The sequence below is a fragment of the Nocardia carnea genome (assembly GCF_029868855.1).
Classification (GTDB): domain Bacteria; phylum Actinomycetota; class Actinomycetes; order Mycobacteriales; family Mycobacteriaceae; genus Nocardia; species Nocardia carnea_A.
In genome coordinates this window covers 25,381-42,063 of record NZ_JARWOV010000088.1, presented here as the reverse complement: position 1 = coordinate 42,063, position 16,683 = coordinate 25,381, and the positions used below count along the sequence as shown (strand labels likewise).

Sequence of the window (16,683 nt, the reverse complement as noted above, 5' to 3'; positions counted from 1 at the left end):
ATTCGAATACGTTGCGCGCCAGCGGATTCGACCGTCCCTGGCGCCGACGTGGTGTGCGTGGGTTTCGTGGTCACCGAAGTAGGGGTTGCCGTGATTGTACGCGTGCAGAGTGCCGAATTGTCCAGCGTGCAGCGCTTCGTTCTCCGGCTGATCGGCGACTGGGGTACGGGTTCCGAGCGGATCGGCGGTATCGCGCTACTCGGTTGTCCGCTACCCCGGCCACGCCGTCGATCCACCACGGTGATCGACCTGCTGATCTGGACCCCGTACGGGTGCACGCTGGTGGTGCTGGCGGATTTCGGATCCGTCCAGCACGGCCTGCTCGAAACCCCTCCGGGTGGCCGGTGGCAGGTCGGCGAACGCGCCGCCGACCTGCGTACGGTTTCCGGGGCGGTGAATCCGCTGCTGCGGGCCCGGCGGCAACGAGCGGAGCTGGCGGCGATATTCCGCCGGCACGGTGTGCCCGAACAGATCGATGTGCTCGTGGTCCTGATCCCGAAAACCGGATCACGCATCACCTGGACCCGGCCTCCGCAGGAGGCGGGCGAAGAAACGATCATGGTCCGGATCGGGCAATCGGCTGATTTCACCGAGTATTTCGAGCACTCGCCCGGCCGGGCCGCGTGCTGGCGTGCCGCCGATATCGCCCGGGTTTTCGGGGCGCTCGGTGTACCGCTGTCCGCGCCGGATCCCGCGGAATCGGCGGCCGAAGGATTCGAGGTGACCGGGGACGACACCATGATCGGTGCGGCGGTCCCGGCGGATTCTGCGGCGGACCGGTTGCGGAAGACGGCTTTTCCGCTGTTCGGGGCTGCCCGGCGCCGAACGACCCCGCTGTACGCTCCCGAGTTGCCCGGGCGAGTTGTCCATGGACCCGCCGAGCAAGAGGAGCAGGTCGACCCCGGGGTGGGTATGGGCCCGGCCGGAGTCGACGACGAACGGGCAGTACCCGATTCCGCCGCGGCGGATGACGCCGATCGGGAACGGGCGTCCGGTGACGGTGCGGATGCGCCACCCGGTGCATCAGGTACTCGGCCGCAGGTGACTTCCGCTCCCTGGCAAGGGCATTCGAATACCGCCGTGAGCGAACTCGATATGCCCGGCACCACCGATTTCGACGGGTCGGAGACGAATACGGACGCCGAGCGGAACGATGGGGCGCAGCCGCCGGCGGTGGACGTCCGGGCGGGATCGCGGGAACAGCCGGAGAACACCGGCGAAACCGATTCGGACCAGCTGCGGCGGAAGCAATCGGATCCCCAGCGCAGGACGCACGCGGCGTCGGTGTCGGAAGGGGGCCTGAGGGAGCAACAGGAGGCCCGGCCGCACTCCCGTGCAGCGGAGTTCCTCGCCGGCCCGGACTCCGATGAACACGGGCGTCGGCTGCGGTCGGCGGAGCGATCCGCGGATCACACGCCGGAAACCTCGAGGCCCGCGGCAGCCGATTTCCGTTCCGGTCGGCTGACCGGTGTGGTGCGGAAACGTGTTCCCGCGCCTACGGGAGAAGAAGCTCCGCCGGCTTCCGCCGAGAACGCTCGAGCCGACGGTGGCGTGGCCGTCCCGGCGATCACGGCCGGCGGTCCGGTGGGGCAGCATGAGCCCCGGTCTGCTGAGCGCGGATCGGGGAAGTCCGTGCGAATTCCGGTAGGTGTCCGACGTGGACTTTCCGCCTTCCGGCGGGCGCCCGCCGAGGTGCGGGACCGTGCGTCGGTGGTGCGCCCGGCAGGAGGTCCGCGGGGACGAGAACATGCGCGTCCGGCCGGCGGCCTGCGTGTGCCGGAACGCGGGCGGTCGGCGGCCCGCTCGCGGGCGTCGGAATACACAGTGCCGGAGGAGGTGGCCGGGCAGCCGGCGGAGAGCACGGCTGCCGGTGGGCGTGGTGCGCGGTATGCGGCTGCTGTGGGGGCGGCGGGTGCGGTGCTGGCGGTGGTGGCCGGTACCGTGTTCGCGGCGTCCGGGTTCGCCCGGTTCGAGGTGGCGGAGTACGGAGCCCTGTGCCACGGCGGGAGCGGGACGACGGTCGCCGCGCCGTATGCGGTGGCGGGGCCCAGCCCCGTGCATCTGGCCGGGGAACTTTCCGAGATCACCACCTTCGGGCCCTCTGCGGTATGGCATCCCGCCGATGCGCGGTCGGTGCAGCTGGTTGCCTGTGTATCGGAAGGGCGGCTCGGTGCGCTGGTGCGGACCTGCCAGTATCCGCCGGCCCCCGGTCATCCGGTCGGCCGGACGTTGAACCTCTTCGCGATGGCGTACCGGCTCAGCGTGTACGAGGCCCGGACCGGGAACCGGCTGGCGGCGATCGACCTCACCGGTGAACAGTTCGCGGCCGACCCGGCGGTGACGGAAGCGGACGCCTGCCGGGCGGCTGCCGGAGCGCCGGAGGAAGGACTGCCGGGTCGCCGGCACAGCCGGTTGTCGCATCGGCAGGTCCAGCAGGCGCTCGCCCCGTTCGTCACTCCGGCGACCTCGCACATCCGGGCGGCCCGCTGACGCAGCGCGTTCTCAGGCGGATTGGGGGCGATCCAGAACCTCGCGCAGGACGGCGGCGAACGCCTCGGGCTCGCCGGTCATTCCGAATTCGCCGCCGAGGAACCCCGCATGCCCACCCGGAAAGACCACGGCCTCGCTGCCGAGGGCGGCGGCGAAGGCGATGGCGGCGCGGGCGCACAGCTCGCCGGCCGAAGCGCGGCCCGTACCGAGCACGATCCGGGTGGGCGCGGCGGCGAGTGCGGCGGGATCGTATTCGTGGCCGCAGCAGGAGAGCAGATGCGGGCCCACCATCGGGTCGTTGCGGGAACCGTCATCGGCGGTGGGGAGGCCGAACTGGGCCGGGTCCGGGGCGGGCCGGTCGGTGTAGTCGGCGGGGAGCTCACCCCGCTGCGAGATCAGGGCGATGAATTCCGCCATGGCGGGTCCGAGCCCGGCGCGCTGATAGGTGGCGGTGATATCGGTGGACACGGCGAGCACCCGGTCTCGGTCGGGCAGGAACTGGGCTGTCGGCGGTTCGTGTGCGACCAGCGCGCGTACCAGGTCACCGCGCCGGGTCACCAGTGCGAGAGCGTTGACAGCCCCGCCACTGGTGCCGAAGATATCCACGGGTCCGGCTGCCAGCGCTTCGATGATGCGGCGGATATCGTCCGCGTGTTCTTCGGGTGTGCCGGAGGTGGCGCCGTTGTCGCGGGTGCTACGGCCGATACCGCGCGGGTCATAGGTGACCACGGGCCGGTCGGTGAAGTATTCCGCCAGGGTCCCGAAACCGGTCGCCTCCATCGGGCAACCCACCATCAGCAGCGGCGTCAGCTGACGTCCGGGTAGGTCGCCGCGGATATCGTAGGTGAGAGTCGCGCCGGCGGCGGCCAGCGTGCGGGTTTCGATATCGGTCATCGGCAGTCCTTCGGAAGGTCGGGGGACATATATGCAGACGGTGCGGGCGGTAGGAATTTATCGGTGGGCCGATCACCGGCCCGGCCGAGCAGTGCACACTACGCTCGGAACTTGCCGTCCACTGCCGCGCCGTGACCGGTACGGCCGACCCCAGGAGATGCACCACCGTGGCTACAGGTTCGATTCTCATCACCGGCGCCAGTTCGGGTCTGGGGGCCGAGATGGCGCGTCAGTTCGCCGCCCTCGGCTACGACCTGGCCTTGTGCGCCCGCCGGACCGAACGGCTCGACGATCTCGCCGCCGAGATCGCGAGCGTGTATCCGGCGGTGCGGGTCCGGACAGCCGCACTGGACGTCACCGATTTCGAGGCCGTGCCGAGGGTGTTCGACGAATTCGCCGGCGAATTCGGCCGCCTGGACCGGGTGATCGTCAACGCCGGCCTCGGCAAGGGTGTGCCGTTCGGTAAAGGCGGTGACCGGCAGAACCGGCAGACCGCGATCACCAACTTCGTCGGAGCGATGGCGCAGACGGAAGCCGCCATGAAGATCTTCCGGGCACAGGGCGGTGGGCACCTCGTGGTGATCTCCTCGATCTCCGCGCTCCGCGGAATGCCCAGGACGATGACCAGTTACGCGGCGAGTAAGGCCGGTGTTGCGGCGATGGCCGAAGGTATTGCCGCGGAAGGCGTACCGGGTGTGGACGTCTCCATCATCTACCCGGGCTATATCGCGTCGGAGATGAACGAGAAGGCCGCCCATCCGCCGAAGTTCATGGTCGATACCCCGACCGGGGTGCGTTCCATGGTGTCGGCGATCGAGAAGCGCCGGTTCAAGGCCTACACGCCGGCGTGGCCGTGGGTTCCGTTCGGTTACGCGATGAAGGTGCTGCCACTGCCGATCGTGCGCCGGATCGCCGGTATCTGATCCGGCATCGGTCGGCCAGGTCCTGGTGGTCGTAGGCACCGGACGTGCTCAGTCCGGCAAGCCCGCTGCTGTCGACGCGGCACGCCGATACCACTGCAGTCCGGGGCCCGGAGCCGCGACCGCCGGGCACTGATCGGCCGCCGCCGGGTCGACGCTAACGCAGTTCGCCGGCCTCGATGGTCTCGACGGCGGCCGAGAGTTCGGCGAGCGCCTGGACGATCTCGGTCAGCCGTTCCTCGCCCACCTGTTTCGCGAGGCGGGCGGCGAACTCGGCGTGACGCGGGCCGATACGGTCGATCGCCGCCTGTCCTTCCGTGGTGACGGCCACCAGTTTCGCCCGCCGATGTGCCGGGTTGGGCCGGTATTCGGCGAGGCCGCGCGCTACGAGGAGATCCGCGATCCGCTGTACGCTCTGGCGGGTCACGCCCATGGTGCGGGCGATACCGGCCACTGGTAGCGGTTCGTGCAGGACCGCGCCGAGGACCTGCCACCAGGCGGCGGTGAGACCGGCCGGTGCGGCCAGGTTCTCGGCGACGGCGAGGAACTGGCCGTTGAGCCGGAACGAGGTGATGGCGGCGGTACTGAACAACTGCTGTTCGGAATTCTCCATCGAATGCGCCCTGTTCAGACCGCGGCCTGCCGGGCTTCGTATTCCGCCAGTACCGCGTAACCGCCGGGATCGCCCTGGCCGAACAGCCGGTACCAGCCGTCGAGTACGGCGGGTTCGTAGATGTCCAGGGCGGCCAGTACTTCGCGGGCGAATTCGAACGGCGCGGTGGAGTTGGCGGTGATCACGCCGCGGTCGGTGACGGCGGGTTCGTCGGTGTAGTGGGCGCCGCCGGAATAACCACTGGCGGCGAGGTATTCGGCGATGTTGCTGGTGTGTGCGCGGTCGTCGAGCAACCCGGCCGCGGCGAGACCGAACGTGGCGCCGCAGATCGCCGCGACCGGTACCCCGGCGGTGGTGAACTCCCGCGCTTTGTCCGCGAAGGCGCCCAGGTCGCCGTTGTCCCAGCCGTCCGCGCCGGGCAGGATGAGCATGGCGCTGTCGGCGGGGGAAAGATCGGCCAGGGCGAGGTCGGGCAGGATGCGCATTCCGCCCATCGTGGTGACCGGTGTGGTCCCGGCCCCGACCGTGCGGATGTGGTATCGGCCGGGTTCGCGGTGCCAGTTGCCGTTGTTGATATGCGCGGTGGCCGCGCCCACCTCCCAGTCCGCGAGGGTGTCGTAGACGGCCAGGTGCACGGTTTTCGGAGTCATGACAATATTCTGTCAATATGACAGCTTGTTGTCAATTGGTTCAGAAATCTGGAGCGCCGCCGATCACCTGGTTCTTCTCCAGCGCCGCGATCTCTTGCGCCGTGTACCCGAGCTCGCTCAGCACAGTGTCGTTGTCCTGCCCCAGTAACGGAGCGTGCGTGCGGTGATAGCGCTCGGGGCCGGCGGAGAATCGAGCCGGGACCGTACTGTGGCGCGCGGTGGGATTGATCGGATGGGGGACCGGTTCGAAGAAGTTCCGATGGGCGAGCTGCGGGATCTCGGCCTGCCGGTGTGGTTGCCGCACCTCGGCGACCGGGACACCCGCTGCCCAGAACACCTCGACGATCTCGGCGGCCGCGCGGTCGGCGCACCAGGCGGACAAGTGCTTGTCGATCTCGTCGTGCTGCGCGCGCCTGCCCGCTGCCGTACGGAGATGTGGTGCGGATGCCCAGTCGGGCCGACCCAGTGCCGCGGTGAGCGCGGTCCATTGTTCGTCGGTCGCGACGGCCAGGGCGACCCAGTTGTCGGGCCGGCCGAATTCGTCGACTCCCGCCGCGCGGTACAGGTTCTGCGGCGCGGCGTGCGACCCCCGGTTGCCGTCGCGATCCAGGACCTTGCCGTACGCGGAGTACTCGATGACCTGTTCGGCAGTGATGTTCAGGGCCGCGTCCACCATGGCCGCCTCCACGAGCATGCCCGCGCCGGTGCGCCGCCGGTGTTCCAGTGCGAGCAGTAGTCCGACAAGTGCGTGGACGCCCGCATTCGGGTCACCGAGGCTGTAGGGCTCGACGGGGTTCTGATCGGGATAGCCGGTGCGCCAGGTGAGCCCGGAGGCGTCCTCGATCACGTAGGCGAAGGCCGGATTGTCCCGCCACGGTCCGTCGAGCCCGAAACCCGGCATCCGAACCATGATCGCATCGGGCCGCAGAGTGTGGACGGTGTCGTAGTCGAGGCCGATCTGCTCGATCACCCGCGGGGTGTAGTTCTCCACGAGCACATCGCAGGAGGCGACGAGGCGGCGCAGGATCTCGCGGCCGGAGTCGGTGCGGAAATCGACGGTGATCCCGCGCTTGTTCGTATTGAGCCCGGAGAAGATCCCGGATTTCTCCCACCACCGGTCCTCGTCGACCGGGACACCCGCGATGAGCCGGGTACCGTCCGGCCGCTGGGCGGATTCCACGTGGATCACCTCGGCGCCCTGTAACGCCAGGTAATGGGTGCAGGACGGACCGGCCCAGAACGTGGTCATATCGAGCACCCGCAACCCCGTGAACGGCAGCGGGTTCGCGGTATCGGTGGGCGGCCGGTGGGAAGCGGAGTCCGCACTGTGCATGCGGGCAGTACCTGCGGTCTTCCGGTAGTGGTCCGTGTGTTCGCCGAGAGCGGGCGCCGCTTCGGGGGAGCGCAGCAGCGTGGGGGTGGTCCGGAACGGGGGACCCGGTTGCGCGAATCCGGATCGGGGGTTCACGGTGAAGAACTCCCGGGCCCGGTGCTGGTCGATCTCGGTGACGTCGGCGCCGCTGGCCACAGGACTGTTGGGTATCCGGAATGCCGTGGCCAGTTCCCGGATTTCGGCCACCGTGTGCTCGGCGAACCAGGCGGCGATTTCGGCGGCCTTATCGTTGGTGCGTTCGGTGATCGCGGGGGTGGGATCCTCGTCGATCCATTCCGGATGGCCCACCATGACGCACAGGTCGAACCACTGCTGCGCGGTACCGCATCCGACGGCGATGAGCCCGTCGGCCGCGGTGGCGACGCCGGGCCGGCTCAGCCGGCGCTGGGTGCGGAAGGGGCGGTTCACGGTGTCGTAGAACGACACCGGGTAGTACGACAGGCCCAGGATCTGGGTTTCCAGCATCGAGAGGTCGACCAGTTCCCCGGTTCCGGTGCGCAATGCGCGGTGCCGGGCAGTGAGGGTCGCCGCGGCCGCGTGGGCGCCGGCGAACCATTCGCCCACCTCACCGCCGATATGGACCGGTGCGCGTTCCGGCTCGCCGCGACCGAGTCCGACAATGCCGCCCGACCAGGCCTGCAAGGTGAATTCGGTGGCCGGCCGCCCGGCCCACGGGCCGTCGAGACCGAACGGGGTGATCGCGGTGACCACGAGGTGCGGGTGGCGGTCCCGCAGTGCCGCCGGGGTGAAGCGCGGATCGTCGCCGGGGTCACCGCCGGGCGACCAGACGACGGCATCGGCGTCGGCGAGCAGGGCGTCGAGCAGATCATGGTCGTCCGCCCGGGACCGATCGACGACGACACTGTGCCCGGCTCCGGCGAGGAACTGGAACAGCGCACCGTCGACGCCCGGCTCCGGAGTCGCATCCGACGATGTCCGGCGGCGGAGGGCGACTCCCTGCGTCGGCTCCGCGAAGACGATCCGGGCACCGGCATCGGCGAGCAGCTTCGTGCAGTAGACGCCGGCGATACCACCGGCCAGCGCGACGACGGTGTATCCGGTGAGCACCCCGTTCCCGGCACGACCTTCGTGGGCTGCCACGTCCTGATCCATTATTCGGCTTTCCGCCGGCCCGACCTGCTGAGCCGGAACTCCGGTGGGAAGCGGCTGTCGTTGTCCTTGACCGAGTTGTTCAAACCGTCGTCGAAGGCGTTGTCCAGCATCAGATCGTTGTCGTCGGCGTGGATATGACCGCCCATCGATTCGAAGAAACCGCTGAGCAGGCTGCCCATGTACTCGCCCTGCTGCTGTTTCATGATCTCGAAGAACACCTTCTGCATGAACACCGTGTCCGTGGGCCGGTTACGGGCACAGGCCAGCGCGTACTTCGCGGTTTCGGCCTCGAGTTCCGCCCGCGGGACCACGCTGTTGAGGAAGTTGCAGTCGGCCATTTCCGCCGCGGAGAACGGACGGCCGGTGAACACCATCTCCTGGAATTTGCGCAACCCCATGGTCTGTGCCCAGGTCCACATCCGCGGACCCCACCCGTAGTACCGGAACGAGGGATGCCCGAACAGTGCGTCGTCGGAGGAGATCACCAGATCGGCATCGGCGGCCTGGTAGAAGTGCCACCCGTAGCAGTAGCCCTTCACCTCCACGATGCTGATCTTCTTGAACTCCTGCAGGCTCCGGCAGCCGGCCTGGGCGTTGGCGTACCACTGGCTGATACTGGCGCCGTGCCGGAACGATTCCTTCGGCGGGTACCGCACCTCGTCGGGGCCGATCTTGTATTCGCTCAGCCGCGGCCCCTGGTCGGGATCGTTCTGCACGGCCATGAATTCGCCCAGATCGGCGCCCGACCCGAAATCGTCCCCGGCGCCGCGGATCACCAGGACCTTGACCTCGTCGTCGATACCGGCCCGGTGGATGAGGTCGCCGTAGCGCAGCCGTGCGGCCATGGTGGGGGCGTTGAGTTGATCGGGGCGGTCGAAGGTGATGGTCGCGATACGGGTCGCCGGATCCTTCGAGTACCGGATGATCTCCTCGGCGCCGGGCTGTTCCGAGTGCTGCCCGGCCTCCGCCGCGCCCGGCGTCTTTCCGGTGGCGTTGTCGCCGGCCTTGTTCCCGGCCCCGTGGTCGGGCATATCCGCGGCTCCTTTGTTTCCGGCCCGCGCGCTCGCGGCCGGCTTCCGGGTGGTCATTGCTGTCCCCAGTACGGGCTCGAGGTCAGCACCTGCGGGCCGTCGTCGCCGATGAGCACGGCGTCGCGGCCGAATACCGCGCCCACACCCTCGGCCCAGACATAACCGGTGACTGCCAGAACCATCCCGGGTTCGAGCTGCTCCGCATCGGCGGTACCGCGCAGGGCCGGCGCCACGACAGGCGGGTCGAACCCCATACCGAGCCCGCGGGCGACCGGTGCGGCGGGCAGAGGTTCGCCCCCGTCGAGGTAGGCGTCGAGCAGTCCGGACGCGGCCGCGCCGGGCCGGCAGGCCTGTAACAACCTCTCCCACAGCAGATTCCAGCGACCGTACAGTTTCTCGACGGCCGGAGTCACGGGGCCGGCCGGCCACGTGCGCCCGACTTCCCCGATATAGCCGTCGCTCAGCACGCCGGAGGAGAAAGCGACCAGATCGCCCTCCTGAACCCGCCGGTCGGCGCTCGCCCGCCGCCACGGATGGTCGCGGGCGGTCACCCACGCCGCGTCCTGGGTGGCGGGCGTGCTCACTCCACCGGCCGCGCAGGCCTCGAGCAGTACGCCCGCGAGCCCTTGTTCGGTGACCCCGGGCGCGAGTTGAGCCAGTGCCGCGGACAGCCCCTGTTCGGCGACCCGCAGCCCGGCGCGCATCGTCTCGATCTCGGCGGCGGTCTTGATCCGGCGGGCCGCCCGGAACGCGAGTTCGCCGTCCACGATCTCGGCATTCGGGAAAGCCACGGGCAGCAGCTGCGCGAAAGCCGGGGACAAGGCGTCGGTGCCCACCCGGCGTGCCGTGTCCGCGCCGTCGATATCGCGCAGGACCGCGATGAGATTGCGCGGATCCCACATGGTTTCGTACAGGTTCTCGTGCGGAATGTCCTCGGGAATTCCCTCGTCCCACGTGCTGTGCAGATGGACCGCACCGGTTTTCCGCATCAGCAGGGCCACCGGGCCGAACGGCCGCGTCCCGGCGACCCACAGCTGGGGAGCCCCGGACAGATAGCGGGCATTGGCCTGCCGTCCGGCGATCAGCACATCGAGATCATGGGCATGCATCTGTGCCAGCACACGCTCGCGGCGCCCGGCCCGCAGCGCGCGATCGTCCGGCAGGATCTCAGTCGCCATAGGGGGCATAGGTGTAGTCGGTGAGAGGCATCCAGCCTCCGTCGGTTACCACCACGATCTCCTCACTGCGATAGCCGCCGGTGCCGTCCTCCCACACCACGGGTTCGAGGACCAGCACCATGCCGGGTCGGAGCACGAAACTGTCGTCGAATTCGGCGCCGAGGTCGGTGCCGATCATCGGCGTCTCGGCGGCGCTCACGCCGATTCCGTGCGAGATGTAGAAATGCGGCAGCCACGGGCGTTGCCCACCGGCCGCCTCGGTTGCCGCCCGGGCGAGCTGCCCGGCGGTGGCACCGGGGCGGATCTGCGCGAGTACCGCCTCCAGGATGTGGCGCCACTGCCGGTACTGCGCCTGCTGGCGCGGTGCCGGGTCCTGTCCGACGATCCAGGTGCGGCCGAAGTCCGAGCAGTACCCGTTGTAGGTGATGCTGACATCGGTCCACAGCACATCGCCGGCCTTCAACTCACGTTCCGTGGTGAGCAGAGGTAGGGCGAGATCGCCGTGGCTGGTCCACACCCCTTCGGCCTTGCTGTCGGGCATGACCTGCCAGATGGCGTCCAGCATGGTCGCGGTGGCACCGAGTTCGAAGGCCCGTCGTACGAAGCCCGCGGACAGGTCGATCTGGCGGACACCCGGCGCCAGGGCCGCCTGGACGTCGACGATGGCCTCCTCGGTGATCCGGCAGGCTTTGCGGATACAGGACAGCTCGTCGGGTGTTTTGATCAACTTGGCGGGACCGATCACCGTGGCGGCGTCCACAGGTACGGTCCCGGGGAAGAGCCGGTCGCGGGCACGCAGCATGGCGCCGGTGAACTCGTCCACCGCGACGGTGGCGCCGGGCCGCACCAACTCGGCCAGTTTCCGGCCGAAATCCGCTACGCCCTCGTCGAACTCGAGATACACCGGTGGATGCAGATGGTCTTCGGGCAGTTCGGACTCCGCGGCCGCGCCCGCACGGAACGGCAGGAACAGATGCGGCCATTCGTCGTCGACCGTCACCACCGCCACCGGTCGTTCGACATGGGCGAGGCCGGCGTCGCCGAGCGGCCAGTTCGCTCCGGTCGCGTACACGACATTGTTGTTCAGCAGCAGGATCGCCGCGTCGACCCCGCGCTCGGCCATGGCCGAACGCAGGCGGGCCCCGGTCTCCCGGCGCATCCGCGCACGGTCCGGGAGGTCGGGTATGTCGATCGCCGCGGTCGTCGCGGCGGGGAATGCGGTCATCGAATACGGTCCTTCTCGGCGTCGCGCGGGGCCTGTATGCCCAGGAATTCTTTGATGTTCCCGCTCACCACGCGGGCCGCCTGCTCAGGCCCGAGTGCATCGACGACCGAGGCCAGGGACTTCTCCGAGTAGCCGAAGGTGCTCTCGTTGTGCGGGTAGTCCGATGACCACATCACCCGGTCCACACCGATCTGGTCGATGATGGCCAGGCCGAGCGGGTCGACCATGAACGAGGCCCGCATATGGTTGTCCCAGTAGTGGCGGACCTCGTGATCCAGCGGCCGGTTGTACATGTGCCGGTAGGACGCGTGCATATGTTCGGCATCCTGCAGGGCCGAGGCGACCCAGTTGATACCGCCCTCGAACCAGCCGATCTGCAGACCGGGATGCCGATCGATGATGCCGCTGAAGATGTACTTGGAGAACAGCTCCCGGAACGGAGCCACATTGTGCATCATCCCGACCACCACACTGTTCACCTCGCACGGCGCGGACAGCGGAGATTCGCCGATATGGTGCGATACCGGTATCCCGGATTCCTCGATGGCGTCCCAGACGCCGATCATCGACGTGCTGCCGTAGTCGATGACGGCGCCGTCGTCGTCCTTTCCGGCCGACAGTGGAAGCAGGAAGGTCTCGAGCCCCAGCGCTTTCAGCTCGGTGAGAGTGCGGCGGGCGCCGTCGGCATCCCACCAGTTGATCAATCCGACCCCGTACAGCGTGCCACCGGATCGTTCCTGCACCTCGGCGATGTATTCGTTGTAGATGCGGAAGCAGCGCTCGCGGACCGCCTTGTCCGGGTAGAACAGCAGTGCGAGAAGGGAATTGGGGAACGCCAGCTCCTTGTCGATCCCGTCGGCGCGTAGATCCGCGATCCGGGCTTCGAGGTTGGTGCTACCGGACCCGTCGAGGGGGTCGTACTGCATCAGGACCCGGCTGAAATCACCGGGCAGGAACGACTTTCCCTTACGCCCGATCTGGTAGGCCCCCTCCTCGTACCAGACCCGCGGCGCCTTGTCCCGCAGCTCCTCCGGGAAGCGTTCGTAGAAGATGTCGTCCGCGAGGGAGATGTGGTTGTCGGCGGAGAAGACCTCTGTGCCGGCGGGTAGTCCGAGGCTGCCCTCGGCCCGGCCCCGGCGGTCCTTCGGTGGACCGAATCCCTGCGGGGGGTAGAGCGGAGCGCTGCTGGGCGAAGTCGGCATCGTGACCCTCCAATGGATCGTTTGATTCGCGAATTTGCCGTCGGCGGTCGTCTCCCGCGGCCGCCGACCCTCGTCGCGGCGGTCATATCGAACCGCTATGTGGCAACGTCCGCCGCGCCGGCGGAGTGGGCGGCCGGAAGCCGGGTGGCTGACCCGCCAAGCTGAAAACGACATTATCACAATAGGAGAGTGACGTTCTAACACTTCGGCCGGATTTCCCGTTCGATCCCGGCTGAGGCCTGGAGAATGCTATTTTCATCGGGACTCGGAGCGGTCGCCGGCAGGCCCTCGGAGGGGTTGATTCGCGCCGTGCGCCCACCCTCGACGGGCAGGTGAATGCCCCTTGCGGGCGCAACTTCTTTGTAACCCTTGTCACAAGCGGGAAACCAACCTACTGTGTGTTCACTAGGTTTGTCAGATCGGGGTTCGGACCATGACAGCTCCTCGTCCTTATGCCTCACTCCTTGCCAAGGGGGAGGATCGCCGGCAACGAATACTTGCCGTAGCTCAGCGACTCCTCACCCGCAACGGCTGGCGCAGCACGACGCTGGCGCAGATCGCCGGCGAGGCCGGAGTGACCTCGGCGGGACTGCTGCATCACTTCTCTTCCAAAGAGCAGCTGCTACACGCAGTCCTGGACGCCCGCGACGCCGTAGACCTGGAGGACGCGGATATCAGCGGAGACCTCATCGTGGAGATCCGCAAAGTCGTCACCAGGATGGAACGTTCTCCGGAGCTGGTCGGCACCTTCGTCGTCCTTCTCGTCGAGAACCTCATGCCCGAGGCGCCACTGCACGATCGCATGCTCGATCGGTGGCGCACGGCCGTCGAAATCGTCACCCAGGCGATTCGGCGGGGCCAGGACAGCGGCCGGTACCGGCGCGATGTCGATCCGCGGATGCGTGCGGTCGAGATCGTCGCCTTTCTGAACGGAATGGAGATCTCGTGGCTGCTCGATCGTTCGATCCCGCTGGCCGAAGTGTTCAACGGTTACACCGAGTCGCTGGCCCGCGACTTGGCGGCGAAGGAGATGTGATGAGGTACCGGCTCGATGTGGTGGCGGCGACCGTGGCCGACGCGGTCCAATTCGCCGGCGGGTGGTTGTTCGACCGCTCGGTGGCCGGGTGGGAGGTGACGGTCCTGCTCGCGCAGCCCGCCGATACCCGCCCGCTGAAAATCCTCGGCGCAGAGGTCCGCGAACTCGACTCCGTGCTGGCGACCGAGGTCCCGGGGCGGCTGCCGCAGGCGCTCGCTGTGAACGCCGATGTCTGTAGTCGAGACGGCCGAGCGCGTAAAGGCGTCCTGCGGGCGCTGGAGGACCGGGGGATCGAGGTCGTCGTCTGGGGTGACGGCTGGCCGGCCGGGCAAGACCACGGTGTCGACCCGGTACTGCACCGTCTGAGTTACGCGGCCCGCGCGTTCAAGGCGCAGGCTCTGGTGGCGGCCGGGCTCTCGGCTGCTGCCGTGACGCCCAGTGAGATATTCCGCAGCGGCGCCATGGAATACGCGCCGGTTTGCGCGGATCTCGTTCCGGCGGTCTGACGGGCACGGGGTGGGTATGGATGGAATAGATGGATGGAGCGCGGGTCCGCTCCGAAGTCCATGAGGTGAACGACGGCCGGCCGGGTCGGTGGGTGATGGGCTGACCCGGACAATGGCCGCGGGGGCGTGGCCGGAGGCGGGTTCCAAGGCGCTCCGCCGTTGACGGGTATCGAATTTTTACGGTGTTGCCGAGGGTGTTTCCGCAGAATTATCTGTTGTGTTCCGCCGGGGGTTCGCGGGCAATTGTGTGAATTCACAGATCGGCCTCGCCGGGGTCGAGACGTGGGCAAATTTTGAAACGCTGATCTTCACGATTCTCCGACGTGTGCGACGCGGATTCTCGCACCTCGGAGGCGGTCTCCTGTGGTTATCATGCCTGTTCGCGGGCTTTTCGGCCGATGGTTGCCGAGGGCGCGCCGAGTCGTCCTGGGGTTTTCTGGAAACTTGCCCGCAAGTATTGTGTTCTCGAGTATCGGATGCCATCCTATTCGAAATTGAGAATGACATTTCCGCACCGAGAGATGTGACAGCAGCACCGGCTGGGACGGTCCAGCCATCGGGTCGAACTTCCCGGCCGTACGCCGGAAGTGCCTTCCGTTACCGCCGGCCGGAGCTGCCCGTCATGCCGCGGCTCGTTCGCGAGCCGCCCGACTCGGTGGAAGCGCGCGCCGGCGTATTCCACCGGGCGTCGATCGTTCGACAGGAGTACTTCGATGACGAATTCCTCGGCATGTCGGCAACCGCATCCGATGTCGTGAGGCCGGTATGACCATCCGAACGCCCTATCTGGTCCGGCTCCGAGACCGTTTCGAGGGCCCACTGCAGACGGTGGGTGGCCTGTTCGCCATGACCGCCGACGCGGTGCGGTTCGCCTTCCGCCGCCCGTTCCAGACCCGGGAATTCCTCGAACAGTCCTGGTTCATCGTGCGGGTCTCGCTGGTTCCCACTCTGCTGGTGGCGATTCCGTTCACCGTACTGGTGAGCTTCACCCTGAACATCCTGCTGCGCGAGCTGGGTGCCGCGGACCTCTCCGGCGCCGGCGCCGCCTTCGGCGCGGTGACCCAGGTCGGCCCGATGGTCACGGTGCTCATCGTGGCGGGGTCCGGCGCCACCGCCATGTGTGCCGATCTGGGATCGCGAACCATTCGCGAGGAGATCGCGGCCATGGAGGTCCTCGGAATCGACCCGGTGCAGCGGCTGGTCACGCCGCGCATGCTGGCCTCCGGGCTGGTGGCGTTGCTGCTGAACAATCTGGTCTGCATCATCGGAGTGCTCGGCGGATACGTGTTCTCGGTGTATGTGCAGAACGTGAATCCGGGCGCGTTCGTCGCCGGGATCACGCTGCTCACCGGCATCAACGAGGTGATCATCTCGTCGGTGAAAGCCCTGCTGTTCGGCCTGGTGGCCGGGATCGTCGCCTGTTATCGGGGGCTGATCGTCACCGGTGGCGCGAAATCGGTGGGCAACGCGGTCAACGAGACCGTCGTCTATGCGTTCATGTCGCTGTTCGTCATCAATGTGATGGTCACGGCGATCGGCATCCAGTTGACGACCGGATGAGGGGAGGGATTCGATGACAGCCTCCGAGGTTCTCGCCACGCGGTATCCGATGCTGATCCGCCGGCTGCGTAAACCGGTGGACGTACTCGGCCGGGTCGGCGATCACGCGATCTTCTATGTGAAGGCACTGGCGTTCGCGCCGATGGCGGCCTGGCGCTACAAACGCGAGACGATCCGGCTCATCGCGGAGATCAGTATGGGCGCGGGCACGCTGGCGGCGTTCGGCGGCACGGTGGTGATCGTCAGCTTCCTGACGCTGGCCACCGGCGGCACCCTCGCCGTGCAGGGGTACAGCTCGCTCGGTGATATCGGTATCGAGGCGCTCACCGGTTTCCTGTCCGCCTTCATCAATGTCCGGATCTCCGCGCCCGTGGTCGCGGGTATCGGGCTGGCGGCCACGTTCGGTGCCGGTGTCACCGCGCAATTGGGCGCCATGCGGATCAACGAGGAGATCGATGCACTGGAATCCATTGCGATCGAGCCGATCGCGTACCTGGTCGGCACCCGCATCGTGGCCGGGATGATCGCGATCACCCCGCTCTACGCCATCGCGGTGATCGCCTCCTTCCTCGCCAGCCGGTTCACCACGGTGGTGATCCTGGGGCAGTCCTCGGGCCTGTACGACCACTACTTCGCGACCTTCCTCAATCCGATCGACCTGCTCTGGTCGTTCCTGCAGGCGATTCTCATGGCGATCACGATCCTGTTGATACACACATACTTCGGGTTCTTCGCCGCCGGCGGGCCGTCGGGTGTGGGCACCGCGGTGGGCAATGCCGTACGGACCTCGCTGATCGCGGTCGTCTCGGTCACGCTGCTGGTCTCGCTGGCCGTGTACGGGTCCAACGGAAACTTCGAGCTGTCGGGGTAGT

At 67.7% G+C, this 16,683-nt stretch carries 14 protein-coding genes; 6 read left to right on the top strand and 8 right to left on the bottom strand.

Annotation, left to right across the window (positions count from 1 at the left end):
- Positions 1-90 precede the first annotated feature (90 nt).
- Complete coding sequence (locus QH195_RS08310; protein ID WP_280434946.1) at positions 91-2,490, top strand: hypothetical protein; 2,400 nt, start codon at positions 91-93, stop codon at positions 2,488-2,490.
- Between the two features lie 12 nt (positions 2,491-2,502).
- Here the strand turns inward: QH195_RS08310 and QH195_RS08305 are convergent, their stop codons facing one another.
- Positions 2,503-3,384, bottom strand: a complete 882-nt coding sequence (locus QH195_RS08305; protein WP_280434945.1) for an alpha/beta hydrolase — start codon at positions 3,382-3,384, stop codon at positions 2,503-2,505.
- A 167-nt stretch (positions 3,385-3,551) separates the two neighbouring features.
- Here QH195_RS08305 and QH195_RS08300 point away from each other — a divergent pair, with 167 nt between their 5' ends.
- Positions 3,552-4,307 carry an SDR family oxidoreductase gene (locus QH195_RS08300; protein ID WP_280434944.1) on the top strand — a complete coding sequence of 252 codons (756 nt, stop codon included), beginning with the start codon at positions 3,552-3,554 and terminating at the stop codon, positions 4,305-4,307.
- Between the two features lie 154 nt (positions 4,308-4,461).
- Here QH195_RS08300 and QH195_RS08295 read toward each other — a convergent pair whose 3' ends face one another.
- The 7 genes from QH195_RS08295 to QH195_RS08265 are packed head-to-tail and all read right to left on the bottom strand — an operon-like array spanning position 4,462 to position 12,709.
- A complete protein-coding gene (locus QH195_RS08295) occupies positions 4,462-4,917 on the bottom strand; it encodes a MarR family winged helix-turn-helix transcriptional regulator (RefSeq protein ID WP_280434943.1) in 456 nt (151 codons plus the stop codon).
- 14 nt (positions 4,918-4,931) lie between these two features.
- Positions 4,932-5,567, bottom strand: coding sequence for a type 1 glutamine amidotransferase family protein (locus QH195_RS08290; protein ID WP_280434942.1), 636 nt, complete (start codon positions 5,565-5,567; stop codon positions 4,932-4,934).
- Positions 5,568-5,607: 40 nt separating this feature from the next.
- Positions 5,608-8,061 (bottom strand): CaiB/BaiF CoA-transferase family protein, encoded by a 2,454-nt coding sequence (locus QH195_RS08285; protein WP_280434941.1) that lies wholly within the window; start codon positions 8,059-8,061, stop codon positions 5,608-5,610.
- Positions 8,062-8,072: 11 nt separating this feature from the next.
- Positions 8,073-9,104 carry an enoyl-CoA hydratase/isomerase family protein gene (locus QH195_RS08280; RefSeq protein ID WP_280434940.1) on the bottom strand — a complete coding sequence of 344 codons (1,032 nt, stop codon included), beginning with the start codon at positions 9,102-9,104 and terminating at the stop codon, positions 8,073-8,075.
- Between the two features lie 53 nt (positions 9,105-9,157).
- Positions 9,158-10,282, bottom strand: coding sequence for a M24 family metallopeptidase (locus QH195_RS08275; RefSeq protein ID WP_280434939.1), 1,125 nt, complete (start codon positions 10,280-10,282; stop codon positions 9,158-9,160).
- Entirely contained in the window at positions 10,272-11,507 is a 1,236-nt protein-coding gene (locus QH195_RS08270; protein ID WP_280434938.1) for a M24 family metallopeptidase, read from the bottom strand. Before QH195_RS08270 ends, QH195_RS08275 begins: the two co-directional genes overlap by 11 nt.
- On the bottom strand, positions 11,504-12,709 hold the full coding sequence (locus tag QH195_RS08265) for an amidohydrolase family protein (RefSeq protein WP_280434937.1): 1,206 nt from the start codon (positions 12,707-12,709) through the stop codon (positions 11,504-11,506). Before QH195_RS08265 ends, QH195_RS08270 begins: the two co-directional genes overlap by 4 nt.
- Before the next feature lie 433 nt (positions 12,710-13,142).
- On the opposite strand from QH195_RS08265, the gene QH195_RS08260 reads away from it, so the two are divergent.
- The 4 genes from QH195_RS08260 (at position 13,143) to QH195_RS08245 (ending at position 16,682) form a co-directional block, all read left to right on the top strand.
- A complete protein-coding gene (locus tag QH195_RS08260; protein WP_280426155.1) occupies positions 13,143-13,745 on the top strand; it encodes a TetR/AcrR family transcriptional regulator in 603 nt (200 codons plus the stop codon).
- On the top strand, positions 13,745-14,251 hold the full coding sequence (locus QH195_RS08255; RefSeq protein ID WP_280426156.1) for a hypothetical protein: 507 nt from the start codon (positions 13,745-13,747) through the stop codon (positions 14,249-14,251). Before QH195_RS08260 ends, QH195_RS08255 begins: the two co-directional genes overlap by 1 nt.
- 765 nt (positions 14,252-15,016) lie before the next feature.
- A complete protein-coding gene (locus QH195_RS08250) occupies positions 15,017-15,811 on the top strand; it encodes an MlaE family ABC transporter permease (protein ID WP_280426158.1) in 795 nt (264 codons plus the stop codon).
- Between the two features lie 13 nt (positions 15,812-15,824).
- On the top strand, positions 15,825-16,682 hold the full coding sequence (locus tag QH195_RS08245; RefSeq protein WP_280426159.1) for an MlaE family ABC transporter permease: 858 nt from the start codon (positions 15,825-15,827) through the stop codon (positions 16,680-16,682).
- Position 16,683: the final 1 nt, after the last annotated feature.